At 73.8% G+C, this 16,427-nt stretch carries 15 protein-coding genes; 9 read left to right on the forward strand and 6 right to left on the reverse strand.

The features are described 5' to 3' along the window. The first annotated feature begins 10 nt into the window (after window positions 1-10). Both CNQ36_RS12785 and CNQ36_RS12790 read left to right on the forward strand, forming a co-directional pair. On the forward strand, window positions 11-916 hold the full coding sequence (locus tag CNQ36_RS12785; protein ID WP_040908700.1) for a carbohydrate ABC transporter permease: 906 nt from the start codon (window positions 11-13) through the stop codon (window positions 914-916). Between the two features lie 110 nt (window positions 917-1,026). Then, window positions 1,027-2,466 (forward strand): GH1 family beta-glucosidase, encoded by a 1,440-nt coding sequence (locus tag CNQ36_RS12790; RefSeq protein WP_121546090.1) that lies wholly within the window; start codon window positions 1,027-1,029, stop codon window positions 2,464-2,466. 88 nt (window positions 2,467-2,554) lie between these two features. Here CNQ36_RS12790 and CNQ36_RS12795 read toward each other — a convergent pair whose 3' ends face one another. The 3 genes from CNQ36_RS12795 to CNQ36_RS12805 form a co-directional block, all read right to left on the reverse strand. Then, a complete protein-coding gene (locus tag CNQ36_RS12795) occupies window positions 2,555-4,021 on the reverse strand; it encodes a cellulose binding domain-containing protein (protein ID WP_121546091.1) in 1,467 nt (488 codons plus the stop codon). Between the two features lie 110 nt (window positions 4,022-4,131). Beyond that, window positions 4,132-5,544 (reverse strand): sensor histidine kinase, encoded by a 1,413-nt coding sequence (locus CNQ36_RS12800; RefSeq protein WP_121546092.1) that lies wholly within the window; start codon window positions 5,542-5,544, stop codon window positions 4,132-4,134. Continuing rightward, entirely contained in the window at window positions 5,541-6,245 is a 705-nt protein-coding gene (locus CNQ36_RS12805) for a response regulator transcription factor (RefSeq protein WP_040907104.1), read from the reverse strand. Before CNQ36_RS12805 ends, CNQ36_RS12800 begins: the two co-directional genes overlap by 4 nt. A 108-nt stretch (window positions 6,246-6,353) precedes the next feature. Here CNQ36_RS12805 and CNQ36_RS12810 point away from each other — a divergent pair, with 108 nt between their 5' ends. Beyond that, window positions 6,354-6,911 (forward strand): hypothetical protein, encoded by a 558-nt coding sequence (locus CNQ36_RS12810; RefSeq protein WP_121546093.1) that lies wholly within the window; start codon window positions 6,354-6,356, stop codon window positions 6,909-6,911. A 9-nt stretch (window positions 6,912-6,920) separates the two neighbouring features. On the opposite strand, the gene CNQ36_RS12815 is transcribed toward CNQ36_RS12810, so the two are convergent. Together CNQ36_RS12815 and CNQ36_RS12820 are read right to left on the reverse strand one after the other, a co-directional pair. After that, window positions 6,921-7,781 carry a spermidine synthase gene (locus CNQ36_RS12815; protein ID WP_121546094.1) on the reverse strand — a complete coding sequence of 287 codons (861 nt, stop codon included), beginning with the start codon at window positions 7,779-7,781 and terminating at the stop codon, window positions 6,921-6,923. Window positions 7,782-7,917: 136 nt separating this feature from the next. Then, complete coding sequence (locus CNQ36_RS12820) at window positions 7,918-8,316, reverse strand: hypothetical protein (RefSeq protein WP_121548442.1); 399 nt, start codon at window positions 8,314-8,316, stop codon at window positions 7,918-7,920. Between the two features lie 256 nt (window positions 8,317-8,572). Here CNQ36_RS12820 and CNQ36_RS12825 point away from each other — a divergent pair, with 256 nt between their 5' ends. Continuing rightward, entirely contained in the window at window positions 8,573-10,021 is a 1,449-nt protein-coding gene (locus CNQ36_RS12825) for an NsdA family TPR-like regulatory protein (protein ID WP_121546095.1), read from the forward strand. Here the strand turns inward: CNQ36_RS12825 and CNQ36_RS12830 are convergent. Continuing rightward, window positions 10,018-10,611: a histidine phosphatase family protein gene (locus tag CNQ36_RS12830; protein WP_121546096.1), complete on the reverse strand. Its 594-nt coding sequence runs from the start codon at window positions 10,609-10,611 to the stop codon at window positions 10,018-10,020. The genes CNQ36_RS12825 and CNQ36_RS12830 overlap by 4 nt on opposite strands. 197 nt (window positions 10,612-10,808) lie before the next feature. Here CNQ36_RS12830 and CNQ36_RS12835 point away from each other — a divergent pair, with 197 nt between their 5' ends. The 5 genes from CNQ36_RS12835 to CNQ36_RS12855 all read left to right on the forward strand — a co-directional run bounded on the left by CNQ36_RS12835 (window position 10,809) and on the right by CNQ36_RS12855 (window position 16,360). Beyond that, window positions 10,809-11,780: a phosphatase PAP2 family protein gene (locus CNQ36_RS12835; RefSeq protein ID WP_121546097.1), complete on the forward strand. Its 972-nt coding sequence runs from the start codon at window positions 10,809-10,811 to the stop codon at window positions 11,778-11,780. Further along, window positions 11,731-12,870: a hypothetical protein gene (locus CNQ36_RS12840; RefSeq protein WP_176117318.1), complete on the forward strand. Its 1,140-nt coding sequence runs from the start codon at window positions 11,731-11,733 to the stop codon at window positions 12,868-12,870. The genes CNQ36_RS12835 and CNQ36_RS12840 overlap by 50 nt, the downstream gene beginning before the upstream one ends. Continuing rightward, window positions 12,861-14,462, forward strand: coding sequence for a hypothetical protein (locus tag CNQ36_RS12845; RefSeq protein WP_121546099.1), 1,602 nt, complete (start codon window positions 12,861-12,863; stop codon window positions 14,460-14,462). Before CNQ36_RS12840 ends, CNQ36_RS12845 begins: the two co-directional genes overlap by 10 nt. Next, a complete protein-coding gene (locus CNQ36_RS12850) occupies window positions 14,459-15,808 on the forward strand; it encodes an AAA domain-containing protein (protein ID WP_121546100.1) in 1,350 nt (449 codons plus the stop codon). Before CNQ36_RS12845 ends, CNQ36_RS12850 begins: the two co-directional genes overlap by 4 nt. 183 nt (window positions 15,809-15,991) lie before the next feature. Further along, the gene (locus CNQ36_RS12855; protein ID WP_004931064.1) at window positions 15,992-16,360 is read left to right on the forward strand and encodes a hypothetical protein; all 369 of its coding nucleotides are present in this window, start codon (window positions 15,992-15,994) and stop codon (window positions 16,358-16,360) included. Window positions 16,361-16,427 lie beyond the last annotated feature (67 nt).

Here is a 16,427-nt window from a genome sequence, read left to right on the forward strand (position 1 = left end):
AGGTGTGGCCGTGACGACGACTGTGACGCCCCCCGAGACATCGCCCGCGACGGCGCAGAAGCGTTCGCTCCTGCCGAAGTCGGCGCGAGCCGGCGGCACGCTGCACGGCGGTCCGATCGCGTACGCGATCCTGATCGTGTTCACCATCGTGTCGCTGTTCCCGCTGATCTGGACCGCGATCGCCGCGTCCCGGGACAATCAGCGCCTGGCGGAGAACCCCCCGCCGTTCTGGTTCGGCGCCAATCTGTTCAAGAACCTGGAGATCGCCTGGAAGGACGCCAACCTCGGTGAGGCGTTCCTCAACACCACGATCGTGGCGGGCATCTCGGCGGGGACCATCGTCGTGCTGTCGACGATCGCCGGGTTCGCCTTCGCCAAGCTGCGGTTCCGGGGCCGCAACGCGCTGATGCTGATCGTGATCGGCACGATGATGGTGCCGCCGCAGCTCAGCGTGATCCCGCTGTACATGATGGTCGCCAAGCTGGACTGGACCGACCAGCTGCAGGCGGTCATCTTCCCCTCGCTGGTGAGCGCGTTCGGCGTGTTCTTCATGCGGCAGTACCTGCTGCAGGCGCTGCCGGACGAGGTCATCGAGGCCGCCCGGGTGGACGGCGCCAGCAGCTGGCGCGTGGTGTGGCACGTGGTGTTCCCGGCCGCGCGGCCGGCCATGGCCGTGCTCGGCATGCTGACGTTCGTGCAGACCTGGAACGACTTCCTGTGGCCGTTCCTGGTGCTGACCCAGACCGGGAACCCGACCGTGCAGGTGGCGGTCGCCGGCCTCGGCCGGGGCTACACCCCGGACCAGTCCCTGATCATGGCGGGTGCGCTGCTGGGTACGCTGCCCCTGCTGCTGGTCTTCGCGATCTTCGGCAAGCAGATCGTGGGCGGCATCATGCAGGGCGCGGTCAAGGGCTGAAGCCCGCTCCGTCCACGTACCCCTGGGGGCCGGGTCACCGCCGCCTCGGCCCCTCCCCCCTCCTTTTCCGTACTCGTCGGTCTTCCACGACCTCCTATGGGAGCGCTTCCATGTCTGACTCCGCAACGCCGGCGACCCCGGTGACCTTTCCTCCCGCCTTCCTCTGGGGCGCCGCGACCTCCGCGTACCAGATCGAGGGGGCGGTGCGGGAGGACGGGCGTACCCCCTCCATCTGGGACACCTTCAGCCACACGCCGGGCAAGACGGCCGGCGGCGAAACCGGTGACATCGCTGTCGACCACTACCACCGCTACCGCGACGACGTGGCCATGATGGCGGACCTCAACCTGGGCTCCTACCGCTTCTCCGTCTCCTGGTCACGGGTGCAGCCGACCGGGCGCGGCCCCGCCGTGCAGCGCGGCCTGGACTTCTACCGCAAGCTGGTCGACGAGCTGCTGGCGAAGGGCATCAAGCCGGCCGTCACCCTCTACCACTGGGACCTGCCGCAGGAGCTCGAGGACGCGGGCGGCTGGCCGGAGCGCGACACCGCGTACCGCTTCGCCGAGTACGCGGCCATCGTCGGTGAGGCGCTCGGCGACCGGGTGGAGCAGTGGATCACCCTCAACGAGCCGTGGTGCAGCGCCTTCCTGGGCTACGCCTCCGGTGTGCACGCCCCCGGCCGCACCGACCCGGCGGCCGCGCTGAAGGCCGCCCACCACCTGAACCTGGCGCACGGACTGGGCGCCAAGGCGCTGCGCTCGGTGATGCCGGCCCGCAACCAGATCTCGCTCAGCCTCAACACCTCGGTGGTCCGGCCGCTTTCGCCGAGCGACCCGGCGGACCAGGCGGCGGCGCGCAAGATCGACGACCTGTCCGGCGGCATCTTCCACGGCCCGATCCTGCACGGCGCCTACCCGGAGACGCTGCTAGAGGCGACCTCGTCGCTCACCGACTGGTCGTTCGTCCTCGACGGCGACCTGGACCTCATCCACCAGCCGCTGGACGCGCTCGGCCTCAACTACTACACGCCCACCCTGGTCTCGGCGGCGGACCCCAACGACAAGGGCCCGCGGGCCGACGGCCACGGGGCGAGCGAGCACTCTCCGTGGCCCGCCGCGGACGACGTCGCCTTCCACCAGTCGCCGGGCGAGCAGACCGAGATGGGCTGGTCGGTGGACCCGACGGGCCTGCACGAGCTGATCATGCGCTACAACCGCGAGGCCCCCGGACTGCCGCTCTACATCACCGAGAACGGCGCGGCCTACGACGACAAGCCGGACGCCGACGGCACGGTGCACGACCCGGAGCGGGTCGCCTACCTGCACGGGCACCTCTCGGCGGTGCGGCGCGCCATCACCGACGGCGCGGACGTGCGCGGCTACTACCTGTGGTCGCTGATGGACAACTTCGAGTGGGCCTACGGCTACGACAAGCGCTTCGGCGCGGTGTACGTCGACTACGTGACGCAGCAGCGGACCCCGAAGTCCAGCGCCCTGTGGTACGCGCGGGCCGCGAAGGCGGGAGCCCTCCCGGAGCCGGAGCACATCTGACCGACTCCGGTTCCGGGAGACGGGGGCGGGGGACGGGGGGCGGGGCGCGGCGGCCTGGGGGGCGCCGCGCCCCGTTCCGCCGGGCGGACTAGCGGTAGGCGGCGAACGCCTTCGTGAAGGCGAACCGGTCCTGGAGGATCGAGCTGCAGGTGGCGTCGGCGGACGGCTTGGCGCCGCCGGGGCACTGCTGGTCGCGGGTGCCGGACCACATGGACAGCCCGCCGAGGCCCTTGGCCTCGGCGAAGTTCACCAGCTGGGTGGCGTCCTGGACCGTGAAGATCTCGGTGACGACGTCGTTGACGCCGATCATCGGGGTGACCGCGACCGTCTTCCAGGCGTCGGCGTCGCTCAGCCCGAGGACGCCCTTCAGCTGGGCCTGGGTGGCGGTGGCGGCCTGCTCGGCGTAGGTGCCCATGTCGCCGCTGTACGCCGGTCCGTAGTCCATCGCCATGATGTTGACGGCGTCGATCCGTACGCCGTTCTTCCTGGCGTCGGCGAGCAGGTTCACTCCGTCCTGGGTGAGGCCTTCGGGCATCACCGGGAGCGTGAAGGAGACGTCCAGGTCCGGGTGGGCCTTCTGCAGCGCGGCGATCGCCTGGGCGCGACGGGTGTTGGCCGCCGCGTTCGGCAGGGCGCCGCCCTCGACGTCGAAGTCGACCTTGGTGAGCCGGTAGGCGCTCACGACCTTCTCGTACGCCGCGGTCAGCGCGTCCGCCGAGGCGCAGGTGGTGCCGAGTTCGGAGCCGGTCGCGCCGCCGAAGGAGACCCGGACGTCGCCGCCCCGGGCGCGCAGCGCGCCGATCTGTCCGGCCACCGCGTTGCCGCCGAGGTCGCCGACGCCGCCCCACTTGGGGGTGCAGCCGCCGCCGTCGGTGACGAAGGCGAGGTTGTAGTTCTCCACGCCGGTCGCCTCGGCGCTCGCGACCAGGTCGAAGGCGGGGAAGAGGGAGGTGTCGACGTACGGCGCGAAACCGGCCTCGGCGCCGGTCCCCGTGCCGGTGGTCGGGGTGGGTTCGGCCGTGGGCTCGGCGGTCGGTTCGGCGGTCCGGGTCGGTTCCCCGGTCGGGGCCGGCTCCGTGGTGGGGGCGGGGGCGTCGGTGGGGCGGCCACTGGGTTCGGGGGTGGCGCCGCCGTCCGCCGAACAGGTCGCGCCGTCGACCAGGCAACCGGTGGGGTCCCCGGTGCCCTTGGCGACGAAGCCGACGGTGACGGACTCGCCGGCGGCCAGGCCGTCGGTGTCCCACTTGGCGGCCCGTACGGTGACGTGCCGGCCGCTCACCTGCGACTCGGCGTTCCACAGCGAGCCGAGTCCGGTGCCGGCCGGCAGGTCGAACTCCAGCTTCCAGTCCTTGTTCCGTTCGCCGCTGTTGTTGGTCACGACGTACTGGGCGGTGTACCCGGTCGTCCACTCGCTGGTCTTGGTGTACGCGGCGCCGACGCCGGCCGCCTGGGCGGTGCCGGTGAACAGGAACGCGCCGCCGCCGGCCACGGCCGCGGCGACCACCGCGCCGATCGCCTTGTTCCTGCCGCTGACCCTGCGCCGGTGGGTGCTCATCGCGTGCCTGCCTTCGTTGCCGTACGGGGGGGGTGTGCGGCAGCACGCTAGCGATGCGGAACCGGACAAACTTCTTGATCCGGGAGGCCGTTGGGGATCTTAGGGTGCGCTTAAGGAAGGGATCGGGGACGGTTAAAGGATGCGGTCAGCCGGCTCGGTCCGCGGCGGCGGCGCACGGTTCCGCGGTGTCCGCGCCGCCGGGGCGCCCGCTCGCGTCCGTCGAGCTGGAGCCAGATCCGCACCTCGGTCCCGCCGAGCACGGACGAGCCGATCCGTACGTCCCCGCCGGTCGACTCGGCGAGCCGGCGCACGATGTCCAGGCCGAGCCCGGTGGAGCCGTCGCTGCCGGAGCCACGGCCGCGGGCCATCGCCCGCTCGGGGTCGGGTATGCCGGGGCCCGCGTCGGAGACCAGCACGATCACCGCGTCCTCGCCGTTGTGCACGTCGACCGCGAAGGCGGTGCCCTCTGCGGTGTGCCGGAAGACGTTGCCGAGCAGCGCGTCGAGGGCGGCGGCCAGGTCGGCACGGGCCACGGGTATCCGCACCGGCCGGTCGGCGCCGGCCACCCGCCATTTGCGGCCCTCGTCCTCGGCGAGCGCCGACCAGAACGCCATCCGCTCGCGCACCACCTCGGCCGCGTCACAGCCGGCGCCGGGTCCGGCGGCGGCCGTCTGCGGCTTGGCGTCCCGGGCGGTGCGGATGATGGTGTCCACCTCCCGCTCCAGCTGCTCCACCGCGGCCCGGGTCTGCTCGGCGGCCGGACCGTCCCCGAGGGAGGCGGCGTTGAGCCGCAGCACGGTCAGTGGTGTCCGCAGCCGGTGGGACAGGTCGGCGGCCAGCTCCCGCTCGTTGGCCAGCAGCTGGACGACCTGGTCGGCCATGGAGTTGAACGCCACCGCCGCCAGCCGCAGTTCGTTCGGCCCCTCCTCGGGCACCCGCGCCCCCAGCTTCCCCTCCCCCAGTTCGTGCGCCCCCTCGACCAGCCGCTGCGCGGGCCGCACCATCCGCACGCCCAGCCGGTCGGCGACCGCGACGGAGCCGAGGATCAGCGCGACCCCGACCCCTGCGAGCACCGCCCAGGCCGTGCCGACGCCGTTGGTGACCTCGGACTCGGGGACGAACACCTCGACCACGGCGATCTTGCCGGTGCTGAGCGCGACCGGCTGGAGGAGGGCCGAGCCGCCGGACACGGTGGAGGTGGAGGCCCGGCCCAGCTTCCGCACGGCGGCGATGTCCTCCGCGGCGGCCCGCCGCTCCCCGATGTCGAGGGCGCCGCTGCCGTCGCCCGCCGGGATGTGCACGGCCATCGCGGCGTCGGAGCCGGCCGAGGCGACGACCCGTTCGAGCTGGTCGCGGTCGGTGGTGATGGACAGCGCGGGGGCGACGGCCGCCGCCTCCCGTTCGGCGTTGGAGAAGGCGCGGTCGCGGGCCATCTCCCGGATGACCAGGCCGAGCGGCACCGCGAAGGCGACCACGACCATGGCGGTCACCGCCAGCGACACCTTCACCAGCGCCCATCTCATCGCGACGGCTCCGCTCCGGGCGGCTCCAGCTTCACGCCGACGCCCCGCAGGGTGTGCAGATAGCGGGGCCGGGCGGCGGTCTCGCCCAGTTTCCGGCGCAGCCAGGAGAGATGGACGTCGATGGTCTGGTCGTCGCCGTAGGACTGCTGCCACACCTCGGCGAGCAGTTCCTTGCGGGGGACGACCACGCCGGGACGTCCTGCGAGGAAGGCGAGCAGGTCAAACTCACGCCGGGTCAGGTCGAGGCGTATGCCGTCCAGTTCGGCCTGGCGGCGCAGCGGGTCCACGGTCAGGCCGCCCACCCGGATGACCGGGGAGGGCGCCGCCTCCCCTCCGCCGGCCCGCGCCCGGCGCAGCACGGCGGCCATCCGGGCCGAGAGGTGCTCCACCGAGAAGGGCTTGGTCAAGTAGTCGTCCGCACCGGCGTTGAGCAGCCGGACGATCTCCGTCTCGTCGTCCCGGGCGGTGGCGACTATCACCGGTACGTCGGTGATGCCGCGCAGCATCTTCAGGGCCTCGGAGCCGTCGAGATCGGGCAGTCCGAGGTCCAGGACGACCACGTCGAAACGGTGGTGGGCGACCTCGCGCAGCGCCTCCAGCGCCGTGCCCACGCTGCGCACGGTGTGCGAGGCGTCGGTGAGCTGCCGGATGAGCGCCGAGCGTACGAACTGGTCGTCCTCGACCACGAGAACACTTGCCATGCGCCGCACCGTACGCCATGGCGGGCGGGCGGGTGCGGGCCTGTGGACAACTCCGGAGACCGCCGCAACCGCGACACCCCTGAGGGGATGAGGCAGTATGGGCCGACGATGCGCAGAGGACTCGTACACGTACTGGCCTGGCTGCTCGCCACGGGCGCGGCGGTCACGCTGTCCTGGTGGGGTGTCAGCACGGTGATGACGGGCACCGCCTACGACCCGCCGCGCGCCCTGCCCGTCGCGGCGGCCGACGCGGCCGACGAGCAGTCGCCGCCGGTGTCGTCGTCGACGCGGCGGCCGTCCGCGACGCCGAGTCCGAAGCCCTCGCGGGAGCCTCGGACGCCGTCGGCGGAACCTGACGAGGCGTCCACCGCACCGGACCCGGTCCCGTCCCCTTCCGTGTCCCGGTCGGCCGCTCCCCCGTCTCCCCCCGCCCCGACGGCCTCCGGCGACGTCAAGAGCTATGACACCGAGGGCGGCAGGGCCGTCTTCGACCTCGGCGAGACCTCCGCGTCGCTGGTGTCGGCGACGCCGGGCGCCGGCTGGTCGATGCAGGTGTGGAAGACGGAGACGTGGATCAGGGTGGAGTTCAGCTCGGGCGCGGACCGGGTGTCGGTCTTCTGCACCTGGCACGACGGCCCGCCGCGGGTGGAGATCGGCACGTACTGACGGGCTTCGTCAGCGGAACACGGACGCGGGTGGCGCGGGTGACGCGACGGCCGCCAGGTCCGTCACGGGGGCGGCCCCGCCGGTGAAGTCGAGGAGTTCCCTGCCGTGCTGGACCCGGCCGGACTGCGGGTCGGACGCCGCCCTGCGGGTCAGCTCGGCGATCGGCAGGGGTGCGTCGGAGGCGACCAGGACGGCGTTGCCGAAGCGTTTGCCGCGCAGCACCGCGGGGTCGGCGATCAGCGCGAGTTCGGCGAACCGGGCGGCGGCGGTGGCGATCTGGCCGCGCAGATGCGCGAGCGGCGACCCGTCGGCGAGGTTGGCGGCGTACACCCCGCCCGGGGCGAGGGCCCTGCGGACCTCGTCGAGGAACTCGGCCGAGGTGAGGTGGGCAGGGGTGCGGGCCCCGCTGAAGACGTCGGCGACGACGAGTCCGGCCCAGCCGTCGGGCACCTTGGCGAGCCCTTCGCGGGCGTCGGCCGTACGGACCCGGATGCGTGCCTTCGCGTCCAGCGGGAGTTCCCGCCGGACCAGGCGCACCAGCGCGGCGTCCCGTTCGACGATCTGCTGGGTGGAGCGGGGGCGGGTCGCGGCGACGTACCGGGCGAGGGTGAAGGCGCCGCCGCCGAGGTGCACTGCCTGCAGGGGCTTGCCGGGCGGGGCGACGAGGTCGACGACGTGCCCGAACCGGCGCTGGTACTCGAAGGAGAGGTGGGTCGGATCGTCGAGGTCGACGTGCGACTGCGGCGCGTCGTCGATCAGCAGCGTCCAGGCCCGCGACCGCTCCCGGTCGGGAACGAGCCGCGCGAGCCCGCCGTCCACCTGCTCGACCACGGCCTCCGCCCCACGCCCACCACTACGCGCCCTTCCCATTCCCCCATTGTCCCAGGCGGTGGACCGAGCTTCTCCGGCGGAGACTCAGCCCCTCCGGCGCTTGAGGAGCGGGGGTCCGGGGGCAGAGCCCCCGTGAGTGACGGGAACGGGTAAGGGCGGCGGGGGCGACAACCCCTCACGAACGCCCGTCCGCCGCCTCGATCATCCGCTGCGCCTCGTCCAGCGCCTCCCGCAGAACCGCGGGATCCGTCGCCGGCTCAGCCTCCCCCGGCGGCAGCAACCAGTCCGCCCCGTCCGCCGAGGACTCCGGCGCGAGTCTCAGCCCCCGGCCGTCCGTCTCCGTACACGTGCTTCCCGGCACGTCCCAGCCCGCCGCCGTCCCCGGCGGCACCAGGAAGCCGAGGGTGTCGCACCCGTCGTCGTGCAGCACCGGCCCCACCGCGTCCCCGGCTCCGCGCCGAAGGATGTCGACCGCCTCCAGACCCTGCCTCGCCGGAACCGTGACCACGTCACACTCCGTATCCGGAAGCTCCGACGAAGAATCCTTGCTCCGACTGCTCCGACTGGTCATCATCCCGGCCTCCACCACACGCACAGGACCCTCGGTACACAGAGCCCAACGAGCCGGAACGTCAACAGCTACGCCGAAAGTCCGCCGCAAAGGATGGCAGTTCATGGCAGATCACGGACGACATATCCGGATTGTTGCCAAACTCCGCGTGGTGACTCCGTCACAGCAGGTACGTTCTAGCCCGCCGGAAACAGGGAAGCACACGGACAACTCACCCCGAATCCGGCATGGTTCGACGGTTCGCAGAGAGGACCCGGCCATGGCGTCGTCAACGGTGCCCTCGTCCCAGCCCCATCGGCCCCCGCGGCCGAACCTCGTCTTCCGGCGACTGCGCGGACCGCGCTCGCCGGCCGAGTTCGCCGCGGCGGTCCGCCGGGCCGCCCGCGACATCGGCGAGCGGGTCAGCTGTGACGCTCGGTACGTGCACCGGGTTGAGGCGGGCGAGATCCGCTGCCCCAACTACGCCTACGAACGGGTGTTCCTGCACATGTTCCCCGGCCGCACGCTGACCGACCTGGGCTTCGCGCCCCGCTCGTCGGTCCGCGGGCGCGGGGCTCGGGCCGCCGGGGACCCACCCCCGGCCCCCACCGAGAACCCGGCGAACGCCACGAGTGAGAACAGCGGGGCGTACGGGCCGTATGGGACGCAGGACCGGTACGACACGTACGACACGCACGACCACGAGGAGAGCGACGTGCTGCGTCGCGCATTCATGACCGGCGGGGGCGCCACGGTGGCCGCCGCCTCGCTGAACCCCTACGGGCTCGCCCCGGACGCCTCGGCGCCACAGCGCGCCGTACGCCGCGCGGGCGCGAGCGACGCGGGCGCCCTGGAGGAAGCCGTCCGCCAGATCCGGCTGCTGGACGACCGGCACGGGGCGGACGGGCTGTACCGCCGCGCGGCGGCGCCCCTGCGCGCCGCCTACGCGCTGCTGGACGCGGGGACGACCCGGCAGCGGACGGCGGACCGGCTGTACTCGGGCGCCGGTGAACTGGCCATCTCGGTGGGATGGCTGGCGCACGACTCGGGCCGCTTCGACGACGCGCGCTCGCACTACGCGGAGGCGCTGGCGACCGCGAGGGTGACGGGCGATCCGGGAGTGGAGGCGCACGCCTTCTGCAACACGGCGTTCCTCGCGCGGGACACCGGCCGGCCGCGGGAGGCGGTGCGGGCGGCGCAGGCCGCACAGCGGGTGGCCCGGCCGCTGGGTTCGCCCCGGCTGATGTCGCTGCTGGCGCTGCGGGAGGCGGGCGGCTGGGCGGGGCTCGCCGACCGCACGGGGTGCGAGCAGGCGCTGGTCCGCGCGGGGGCCTACTTCGAACGCGGGCCGTCGGAGGCGGACCCGGAGTGGATGTCCTTCTACGGCGAGGCGGAGCTGGAGGGGCTGGAGGCGCAGTGCTGGTCCACCCTGGGCGACTGGCCGCGGGCCGCACGGCACGCGCGCCGGGCGGCGGAGCTCCAGGACCCGCACTTCACCCGCAACATCGCGCTGTACACGGCCGAGCTGGCGGACGACCTCGCGCGCGGGGGCCGGCCGGACGAGGCGGCGGAGGCCGGGATGCGGGTGCTGGACCTGTTGAACGAGGTGCAGTCCTCCCGGGTGCGCACGATGCTGGCGGGCACCAGCCGCGTCCTGCTCCCCCACCGCCGCGCCTCAGGAGTGTCGGCCTTCCTCGACCGCCACGGCACCCCACCCAGAACCGTCTAGTCCAAGTGCCCCGTCTCGTTCCAGCTCTCGATCGCCGGCTCCCCGTACGCCCACCCGAGCACCGACAGCGACGTCGGGTTCAGCCGGATACGCGCCGCGAAATCGAGCGGCAGCCCCAGCCACCGCGCCCCGATGGAACGCAGCACATGCCCGTGCGCGAACACCAGCACGTCCCGCTCACCGGAGCGCGCCCACTCCACCACCTCGTCCGCACGAGCGGTCAGCTCCGCCAGCGACTCCCCCTCGGGAACCCCGTCGCGCCAGATCAGCCACCCCGGCCGCACCGCCTGTATCTCCGCCGGCGTCATGCCCTCGTACGCCCCGTAGTCCCACTCCATGAGCGTGTCCCAGGTCTCCGCGCGCTCACCGAAGCCGGCCAGCTCGCAGGTCTCCCGCGCGCGTGACAGCGGGCTGGTGCGCACCTCGACGCCGGCCAGCCCGTCGTACGGCGCCCGGTGCAGCCGCTCGCCGAGCAGCTTGGCGCCGCGACGGCCCTCCTCGAGGAGCGGCACATCGGTCCTCCCGGTGTGCTTGCCGGACAGCGACCACTCGGTCTGTCCGTGCCGGGCCAGCAGGATGCGCGGTGCCATGGGAGGACCTTGACCTTCCAGGAGAAAATTCGCAGGCGGAACTCCTCCATCATCGCGCACCCCTCCGGCGGGCAACCCGGGGGGCGATCTTCGCGTCTCACAGGGCCGAGGGCGTGTCACGGGGGACGCGCGCACACCGTAGAGTGGCTGGCCGCCGACGGAGCGCCGCGCGAGGACGTAGTAGGGGGAGCGATCGGATGCCGCACACCGAGACACCGGGCACCGAGGTCGCCCAGTCGCCCCGGCTGCGCTGGTGGACGGAGCTGCCGCTCATCGTGCTGGTGTACGCCTGCTACTCGGCGGGCCGGCTGGTCGTCCGGGGCGACGTCTCCGACGCCGTCGACCACGGCCTGGCGATCCTGCGCATCGAGAAGGCGCTGTACCTCAACGCCGAGCACCCGCTGAACCGGCTCTTCACCCGTGAGCCGTGGCTCGGGATACCGGCCGACTTCTGGTACGCGTCCCTGCACTACCTGGTGACCCCGGCGATCCTCGTCTGGCTCTTCCGGTCCCGCGCCGTGCACTACCGCGCCGCCCGCACCTGGCTGATGACGTCCACCTTCATCGGCCTGATCGGCTTCACGCTGCTGCCCACCTGCCCGCCCCGGCTGCTCGACGCGAGCCACGGCTTCGTCGACACGATGGCGTACTACAGCTCGTACGGCTGGTGGGGCGGCGAGGCGAGCGCCCCGCGCGGGCTCGGCGGGATGACCAACCAGTACGCGGCGATGCCGAGCCTGCACGTGGGCTGGGCGCTGTGGTGCGGTGTGATCCTGTGGCGGTACGGGCGCTCGCGCTGGACGAAGACGGCCGCCGTGGTCTACCCGCTGGTGACCACGATCGTGGTGATGGGCACCGCGAACCACTACTTCCTCGACGCGGCGGCGGGCGCCGCGGTCATGGGCGCCGGTCTGCTGCTGGCGCCGTTCGTGACGCGGTACGCGGACCGGGCGAAGGCCCGCTTCCTGCCCCGCCCGGCAGCCGTCCCGGCGGCCGTCCCGGCCGACTCCGCCGTCACTGGTTCCCCGATTGTCAGTGCCGGATGCCAGACTTCCGCGGGTGAGCGATTTCCACGGCAGCGGCACCCCGAGCCACGGTACGGAGCAGGGACCGAACCGGGTGCCTCCCCCTCGGACGCGGGAGAAGGCGCTCCGGCAACGGCTCGCTGAGCTGCGCGGCCCGGAGGTCCAGGCCAAGGCGCTGGACGCGCGGGCCCTGGCCGCCCTCGCCGCCAACCCGGGCTGCAGACGGCGCGCGATCCTCGACGGCGCCGGGGTGGACAAGGCGGTGCTGGCGGACGCGCTGGGCTCCCCCTCGGTCTTCGGCCAGTCCCAGTTCGCGTTCGTACGGGGCAACGCGTTCGAGGCGAAGGTCAAGGCGGACGGCGGTACGGAGCTGCTGCGCCTCGCCCACGAGAAGCTGGACCGCGCGGCCGAACCGCCCGCCGGCGCGCACGTGCCCGACCTCACCGCGCAGGGCCCGCACGGCCGCACGGCGCGTACGGAGCTGGCGCTGCGCGAGGCCACCGAGGCGGCCGGCGCCTGGACGCTGCTCGACCACCCCATGCTCGCCCTGGACGTCGCCGGCTCCCCCGCGTTCCTGGAGCCGGACGCGGTGGTGGTGCACCCCGACGGCAGCTGGACGGTCGTGGAGATCAAGTCGTTCCCGATGCTGGACGGCGCCGCGGACCCCGCGAAGGTCGGCGCGGCGGCACGCCAGTCGGCGGTGTACGTGCTGGCCCTGGAGCAGGTCGCCGCGCGGCTGGAGTCCGCCCCGCGGGTGCGGCACCGGATCCTGCTGGTGTGCCCGAAGGACTTCTCCAACCTGCCCACCGCGTCCGCCGTGGACGTGCGCAAGCAGCGCGCGGTGACCGCCCGCCAGCTGGCCCGGCTCACCCGGATCGAGGAGATCGCCGACACCCTCCCGGAGGGCACCTGCTTCTCCCCCGAGCTGCCGGCCGAGCGGCTGACGGAGGCCGTCGAGTCGGTCCCGGCCAGTTACGCGCCGGAGTGCCTGTCCGCGTGCGAGCTGGCCTTCCACTGCCGGGACCGCTCCCGCGCGGAGGGCGCGGTGACCCGGCTGGGCCGTCCGGTCCGGGCGGAGCTGGGCGGCCTGACGACGGTCGGGGACGTGCTGGCGGCGGCCCGCGGCGAGGCCGGCGACCCGGACGACCCCGCGGTGGCGGCACTGCGGCGCGCGGCGGCCCTGCGCGCCGAGGCGCTGGCGACGGCCGCCCCGGAGGTGGCCCCTTGTCCCTGATCGCCACCCTCGCCCGCCTCGAGGCCGTCAGCACCGGCCGCGCCCAGCCCGCCGCCACCGTCCGCCACCGGCACCTCTCCGAGCGGCCCCTCGTCTTCGTGCCGCTGATCACAGCCGGTGAGGCGGGCGCCCCGCTCGGCGCGCTGGTGGGCACCGACCGGGACGCGCCCCGGCTGCTGGCCGTGCCGCAGCCGCGCGACCGCGATCTGCGGTTCGCGTTCCTGGCCGAGCTGGCCGACGTGGTGCTGCCGTACCTCGACGGTTTCGCGGACGCCGTGGAGGCCGCCGAGCGCTCCGAGACCGACCCGGAGACCGGCAAGCGGGTCAAGGTCGAGGTCGAGCTGTGCGCGGACGCGCCCCAGCTGATCGTGCCGAGCCGGGCCGGCGTCGACCTGGTCAGGCTGCTCGGGCGGTCCACCCGGTTCCGGCGCACGGCGGAGCAGGATCCGGAGGCGCCGTTCCCCGCGCCGCCCCGGGTGCCGCTGCTCGGGCGGTGGCTGACGCACTTCGGGGAGCGGGCCCGGGTGCCCGGCTCCTCGCTGCTGCTGGCCATGAGCGATGTGCTGGCCCGGCACTGGGCGACCGGGCAGTCCTCCCTGGAGGACCAGCACCTGGGGGCGCTGCTCGCCTGGATCGACCCGCCCGGGGGCCGCTCCGGCGCGCAGGCCGCGCGGGAGGCCGAACTGGCGCGGGACGCCGACGGCCAGTTGGTGTGCCCGCCCGCGGGCCCGGCGACGGACCCGGCGTTCGACAACAAGCTGCTCGCCCCGGCGATCGAGCGCTACGACCGTGCCCGTACGGCGTTCGCCGCCGCGGAGGACGGTCTGGAGGCCGACGACCGCCTGGGCGCCCTGACCGCGGCCGAGCGGGAGATCCGCGCGCTGGTGGAGAGCCGTACCCGGCCCACCTGGGACGCGGTGTGGCGGGGCCTGGACCTGCTGGCGGAGCTGCCGGAAGGTGCGCGGGTCGAGGAGCGGTGGACGCGTGACCGCTGGTCGTTCACCGGTCACCGGGACCGCGTCCTGGCGGGCGAGCCGCCGCAGCCGCGCCGCGACGACGCGGTCACGGCGGCGAACAAGCTCGCCACCCGCGAGCGGGAGCAGGCCCGGCTGGAGGCGCAGGAGGCGCTCGACGACCCGCTGGTGATGGCGGCCCGGCGGCTGTCCGGGGAGGCGTTCGCGGGCGAGGTGGTCGACGTGGTGATGGCGTACAGCGAGAGCAAGCGCCCGGGCCCCCGCCCGCTGGTCACCGTCCGCACGGACGACCGCCCGCACCTCGGCGAACGGGCCAGGGCTTACCGCTCGCTGGGCGGGAAGCCGCAGACCGCGGAGTTCGTCGGCTACGAGGCGGGACCGGAGGGCGGCCTGCTGGTCCTCCGGGTGCTGGACAAGATGGGCCGGGGCAAGGAGCCGGAGGAGGGGTCGGTCCCGGAGAAGGGCGACCGCCTCTGCTTCACGCTGTTCGAGCACGAACCGCGCGGCGGGGCGAAACTGCCCGACCCGGAGGAAACGCCGTGGACCCATGGCGGCCCGCCCGGCGAGGAGGCCGTACCGGAGCCCGCCGACCCGGTGACCGAGGAGGACGTACTGTGACCGCGCCCGCCCAGCAGGCCGTGTTCGACCCGGGTGCGGCGGCCGGCCGCGCCACGGACGCGATCCTCCGCGACACGCTGCGCGGCTCGGCGCGCGGGGTCGTCGTCGACTCCCCGCCCGGCGCCGGCAAGTCCACGCTGGTGGTGCGGGCGGCGCTGGAGCTGGCGGAGGCGGGCCGCCCCCTGATGGTGGTGGCGCAGACCAACGCGCAGGTGGACGACCTGGTCCTGCGCCTCGCCGAGAAGAACCCCGGCATGCCGGTCGGCCGGCTGCACAGCAGCGACACCGACCCCTACGACAAGGCGCTCGACGCGCTGGACACCGTGCGCAAGTCGGCGAAGGCCGCCGACCTCGCCGGCCTGCCCGTCGTGATCTCCACGGCGGCGAAGTGGGCGCACGTCAAGGGCGTCGAACCGTGGGAGCACGCGATCGTCGACGAGGCGTACCAGATGCGCTCGGACGCGCTGCTCGCCGTGGCGGGACTGTTCGAGCGGGCCCTGTTCGTCGGCGACCCCGGCCAGCTGGACCCCTTCTCCATCGTGGGCGGCGAACAGTGGGCGGGCCTGTCGTACGACCCGTCCGCCTCGGCCGTGACGACCCTGCTCGCCCACAACCCGGACCTGCCGCAGCACCGTCTCCCGGTGTCCTGGCGCCTCCCCGCGTCGGCGGCCCCCCTGGTGTCCGACGCCTTCTACCCGTACACCCCGTTCCGCAGCGGCACGGACCACGACGACCGCCGGCTCTCCTTCGGCGTCCCGTCGGACGGCTCGGGCCCGGACCGGGTGATCGACGAGGCGGCGGAGTCCGGCTGGGGCCTGCTGGAACTCCCCGCCCGGCACACCCCGCGCACGGACCCGGAGGCGATCCGCGCGGTGGCCCTGGTCGTCCGCCGCCTCCTGGACCGGACCGGCACGTCGACCTCCGAACGCTCCCCGGATCCCGCCCCCCTCACCGCCGACCGCATCGCGGTGGGCACCGCCCACCGCGACCAGGCCGCCGCCGTGCGGGCGGCGCTCACCGAACTGGGCGTCACGGACGTCACCGTCGACACGGCCAACCGCCTCCAGGGCCGCGAGTACGACGTCACCGTCGTCCTGCACCCCCTCTCCGGCCGCCCCGACGCCACCGCCTTCCACCTGGAGACGGGCCGTCTGTGCGTCCTGGCCTCCCGCCACCGCCACGCCTGCATCGTGGTCTGCCGCGAGGGGGTGACCGACCTGCTGGACGACTACCCGTCCACGGAACCGGTCCAGTTGGGCACGCTCGTCAAGTTCCCGGACGGCTGGGAGGCCAACCACGCGGTCCTCTCCCACCTCACCGAACACCGCGTGCCCTGGCGACCCTGACACCCCCCGGCTCCCCTTCGCCCCCGCACCCGTAGCGGGCCGCGCGCATACAGGTCCGTCGGCTGGGAAGCCATTCACGCGGTGCCCGGGGGCCGAGCCCCGGGGGCCCCTTGCGGGGGCGCGGGACAATGGACGGTGGCCCGCGTTCCTGGGGGTCGACCACGACGTACGAATGGAGAAGTCATGGCGGAGCACACGCCGCGCCGGGAGCAGCCGCGGCTACGCCCCGCGCCCCTGCTGTTCGAGCCCGCGGAGGCGGCCTCGGATCCCGAGCACTTCTTCGACCTGGAGTCGATCGAGGATCCGCGTGCGCTCCTTGAGCGGGCGACCGAGCTGACGCTCGCGTTCCGTGCCGCGGCGGACCGGGCGACGGAGTTCCAGGCGGTGGCGGCGGCCCAGCTGGCCGACCCGCGCCGCTTCGACCGGCTGACGCCGGCGGACATCGCCGAGCGCGCCGAGTGGACCGAGGACTACGCGAAGAAGATGGTCGAGTTCGGCCGGGACCTGATGCGGGGCGGCGAGGGCGGCCCCGGGCACGCCGATCCCGTGTAGGCGGCACGACCCGGACGGGCGCGCGTGCGCATATGCCGAGCGGGCAAGATACCCCCTTTTCCACCCG

It is taken from the genome of Streptomyces fungicidicus, from assembly GCF_003665435.1.
GTDB lineage: Bacteria > Actinomycetota > Actinomycetes > Streptomycetales > Streptomycetaceae > Streptomyces > Streptomyces fungicidicus.

What these genes read in the sequence shown, in the direction of transcription:
- CNQ36_RS12830 (WP_121546096.1), bottom strand. Translation starts at nt 10,611, where the DNA reads ATGGCACCGCGCATCCTGCTGGCCCGGCACGGACAGACCGAGTGGTCG.
- CNQ36_RS12790 (WP_121546090.1), top strand. Translation starts at nt 1,027, where the DNA reads ATGTCTGACTCCGCAACGCCGGCGACCCCGGTGACCTTTCCTCCCGCC.
- CNQ36_RS12820 (WP_121548442.1), bottom strand. Translation starts at nt 8,316, where the DNA reads ATGATGACCAGTCGGAGCAGTCGGAGCAAGGATTCTTCGTCGGAGCTT.
- CNQ36_RS12825 (WP_121546095.1), top strand. Translation starts at nt 8,573, where the DNA reads ATGGCGTCGTCAACGGTGCCCTCGTCCCAGCCCCATCGGCCCCCGCGG.
- CNQ36_RS12835 (WP_121546097.1), top strand. Translation starts at nt 10,809, where the DNA reads ATGCCGCACACCGAGACACCGGGCACCGAGGTCGCCCAGTCGCCCCGG.
- CNQ36_RS12805 (WP_040907104.1), bottom strand. Translation starts at nt 6,245, where the DNA reads ATGGCAAGTGTTCTCGTGGTCGAGGACGACCAGTTCGTACGCTCGGCG.
- CNQ36_RS12815 (WP_121546094.1), bottom strand. Translation starts at nt 7,781, where the DNA reads ATGGGAAGGGCGCGTAGTGGTGGGCGTGGGGCGGAGGCCGTGGTCGAG.
- CNQ36_RS12810 (WP_121546093.1), top strand. Translation starts at nt 6,354, where the DNA reads ATGCGCAGAGGACTCGTACACGTACTGGCCTGGCTGCTCGCCACGGGC.
- CNQ36_RS12795 (WP_121546091.1), bottom strand. Translation starts at nt 4,021, where the DNA reads ATGAGCACCCACCGGCGCAGGGTCAGCGGCAGGAACAAGGCGATCGGC.
- CNQ36_RS12855 (WP_004931064.1), top strand. Translation starts at nt 15,992, where the DNA reads ATGGCGGAGCACACGCCGCGCCGGGAGCAGCCGCGGCTACGCCCCGCG.
- CNQ36_RS12800 (WP_121546092.1), bottom strand. Translation starts at nt 5,544, where the DNA reads ATGAGATGGGCGCTGGTGAAGGTGTCGCTGGCGGTGACCGCCATGGTC.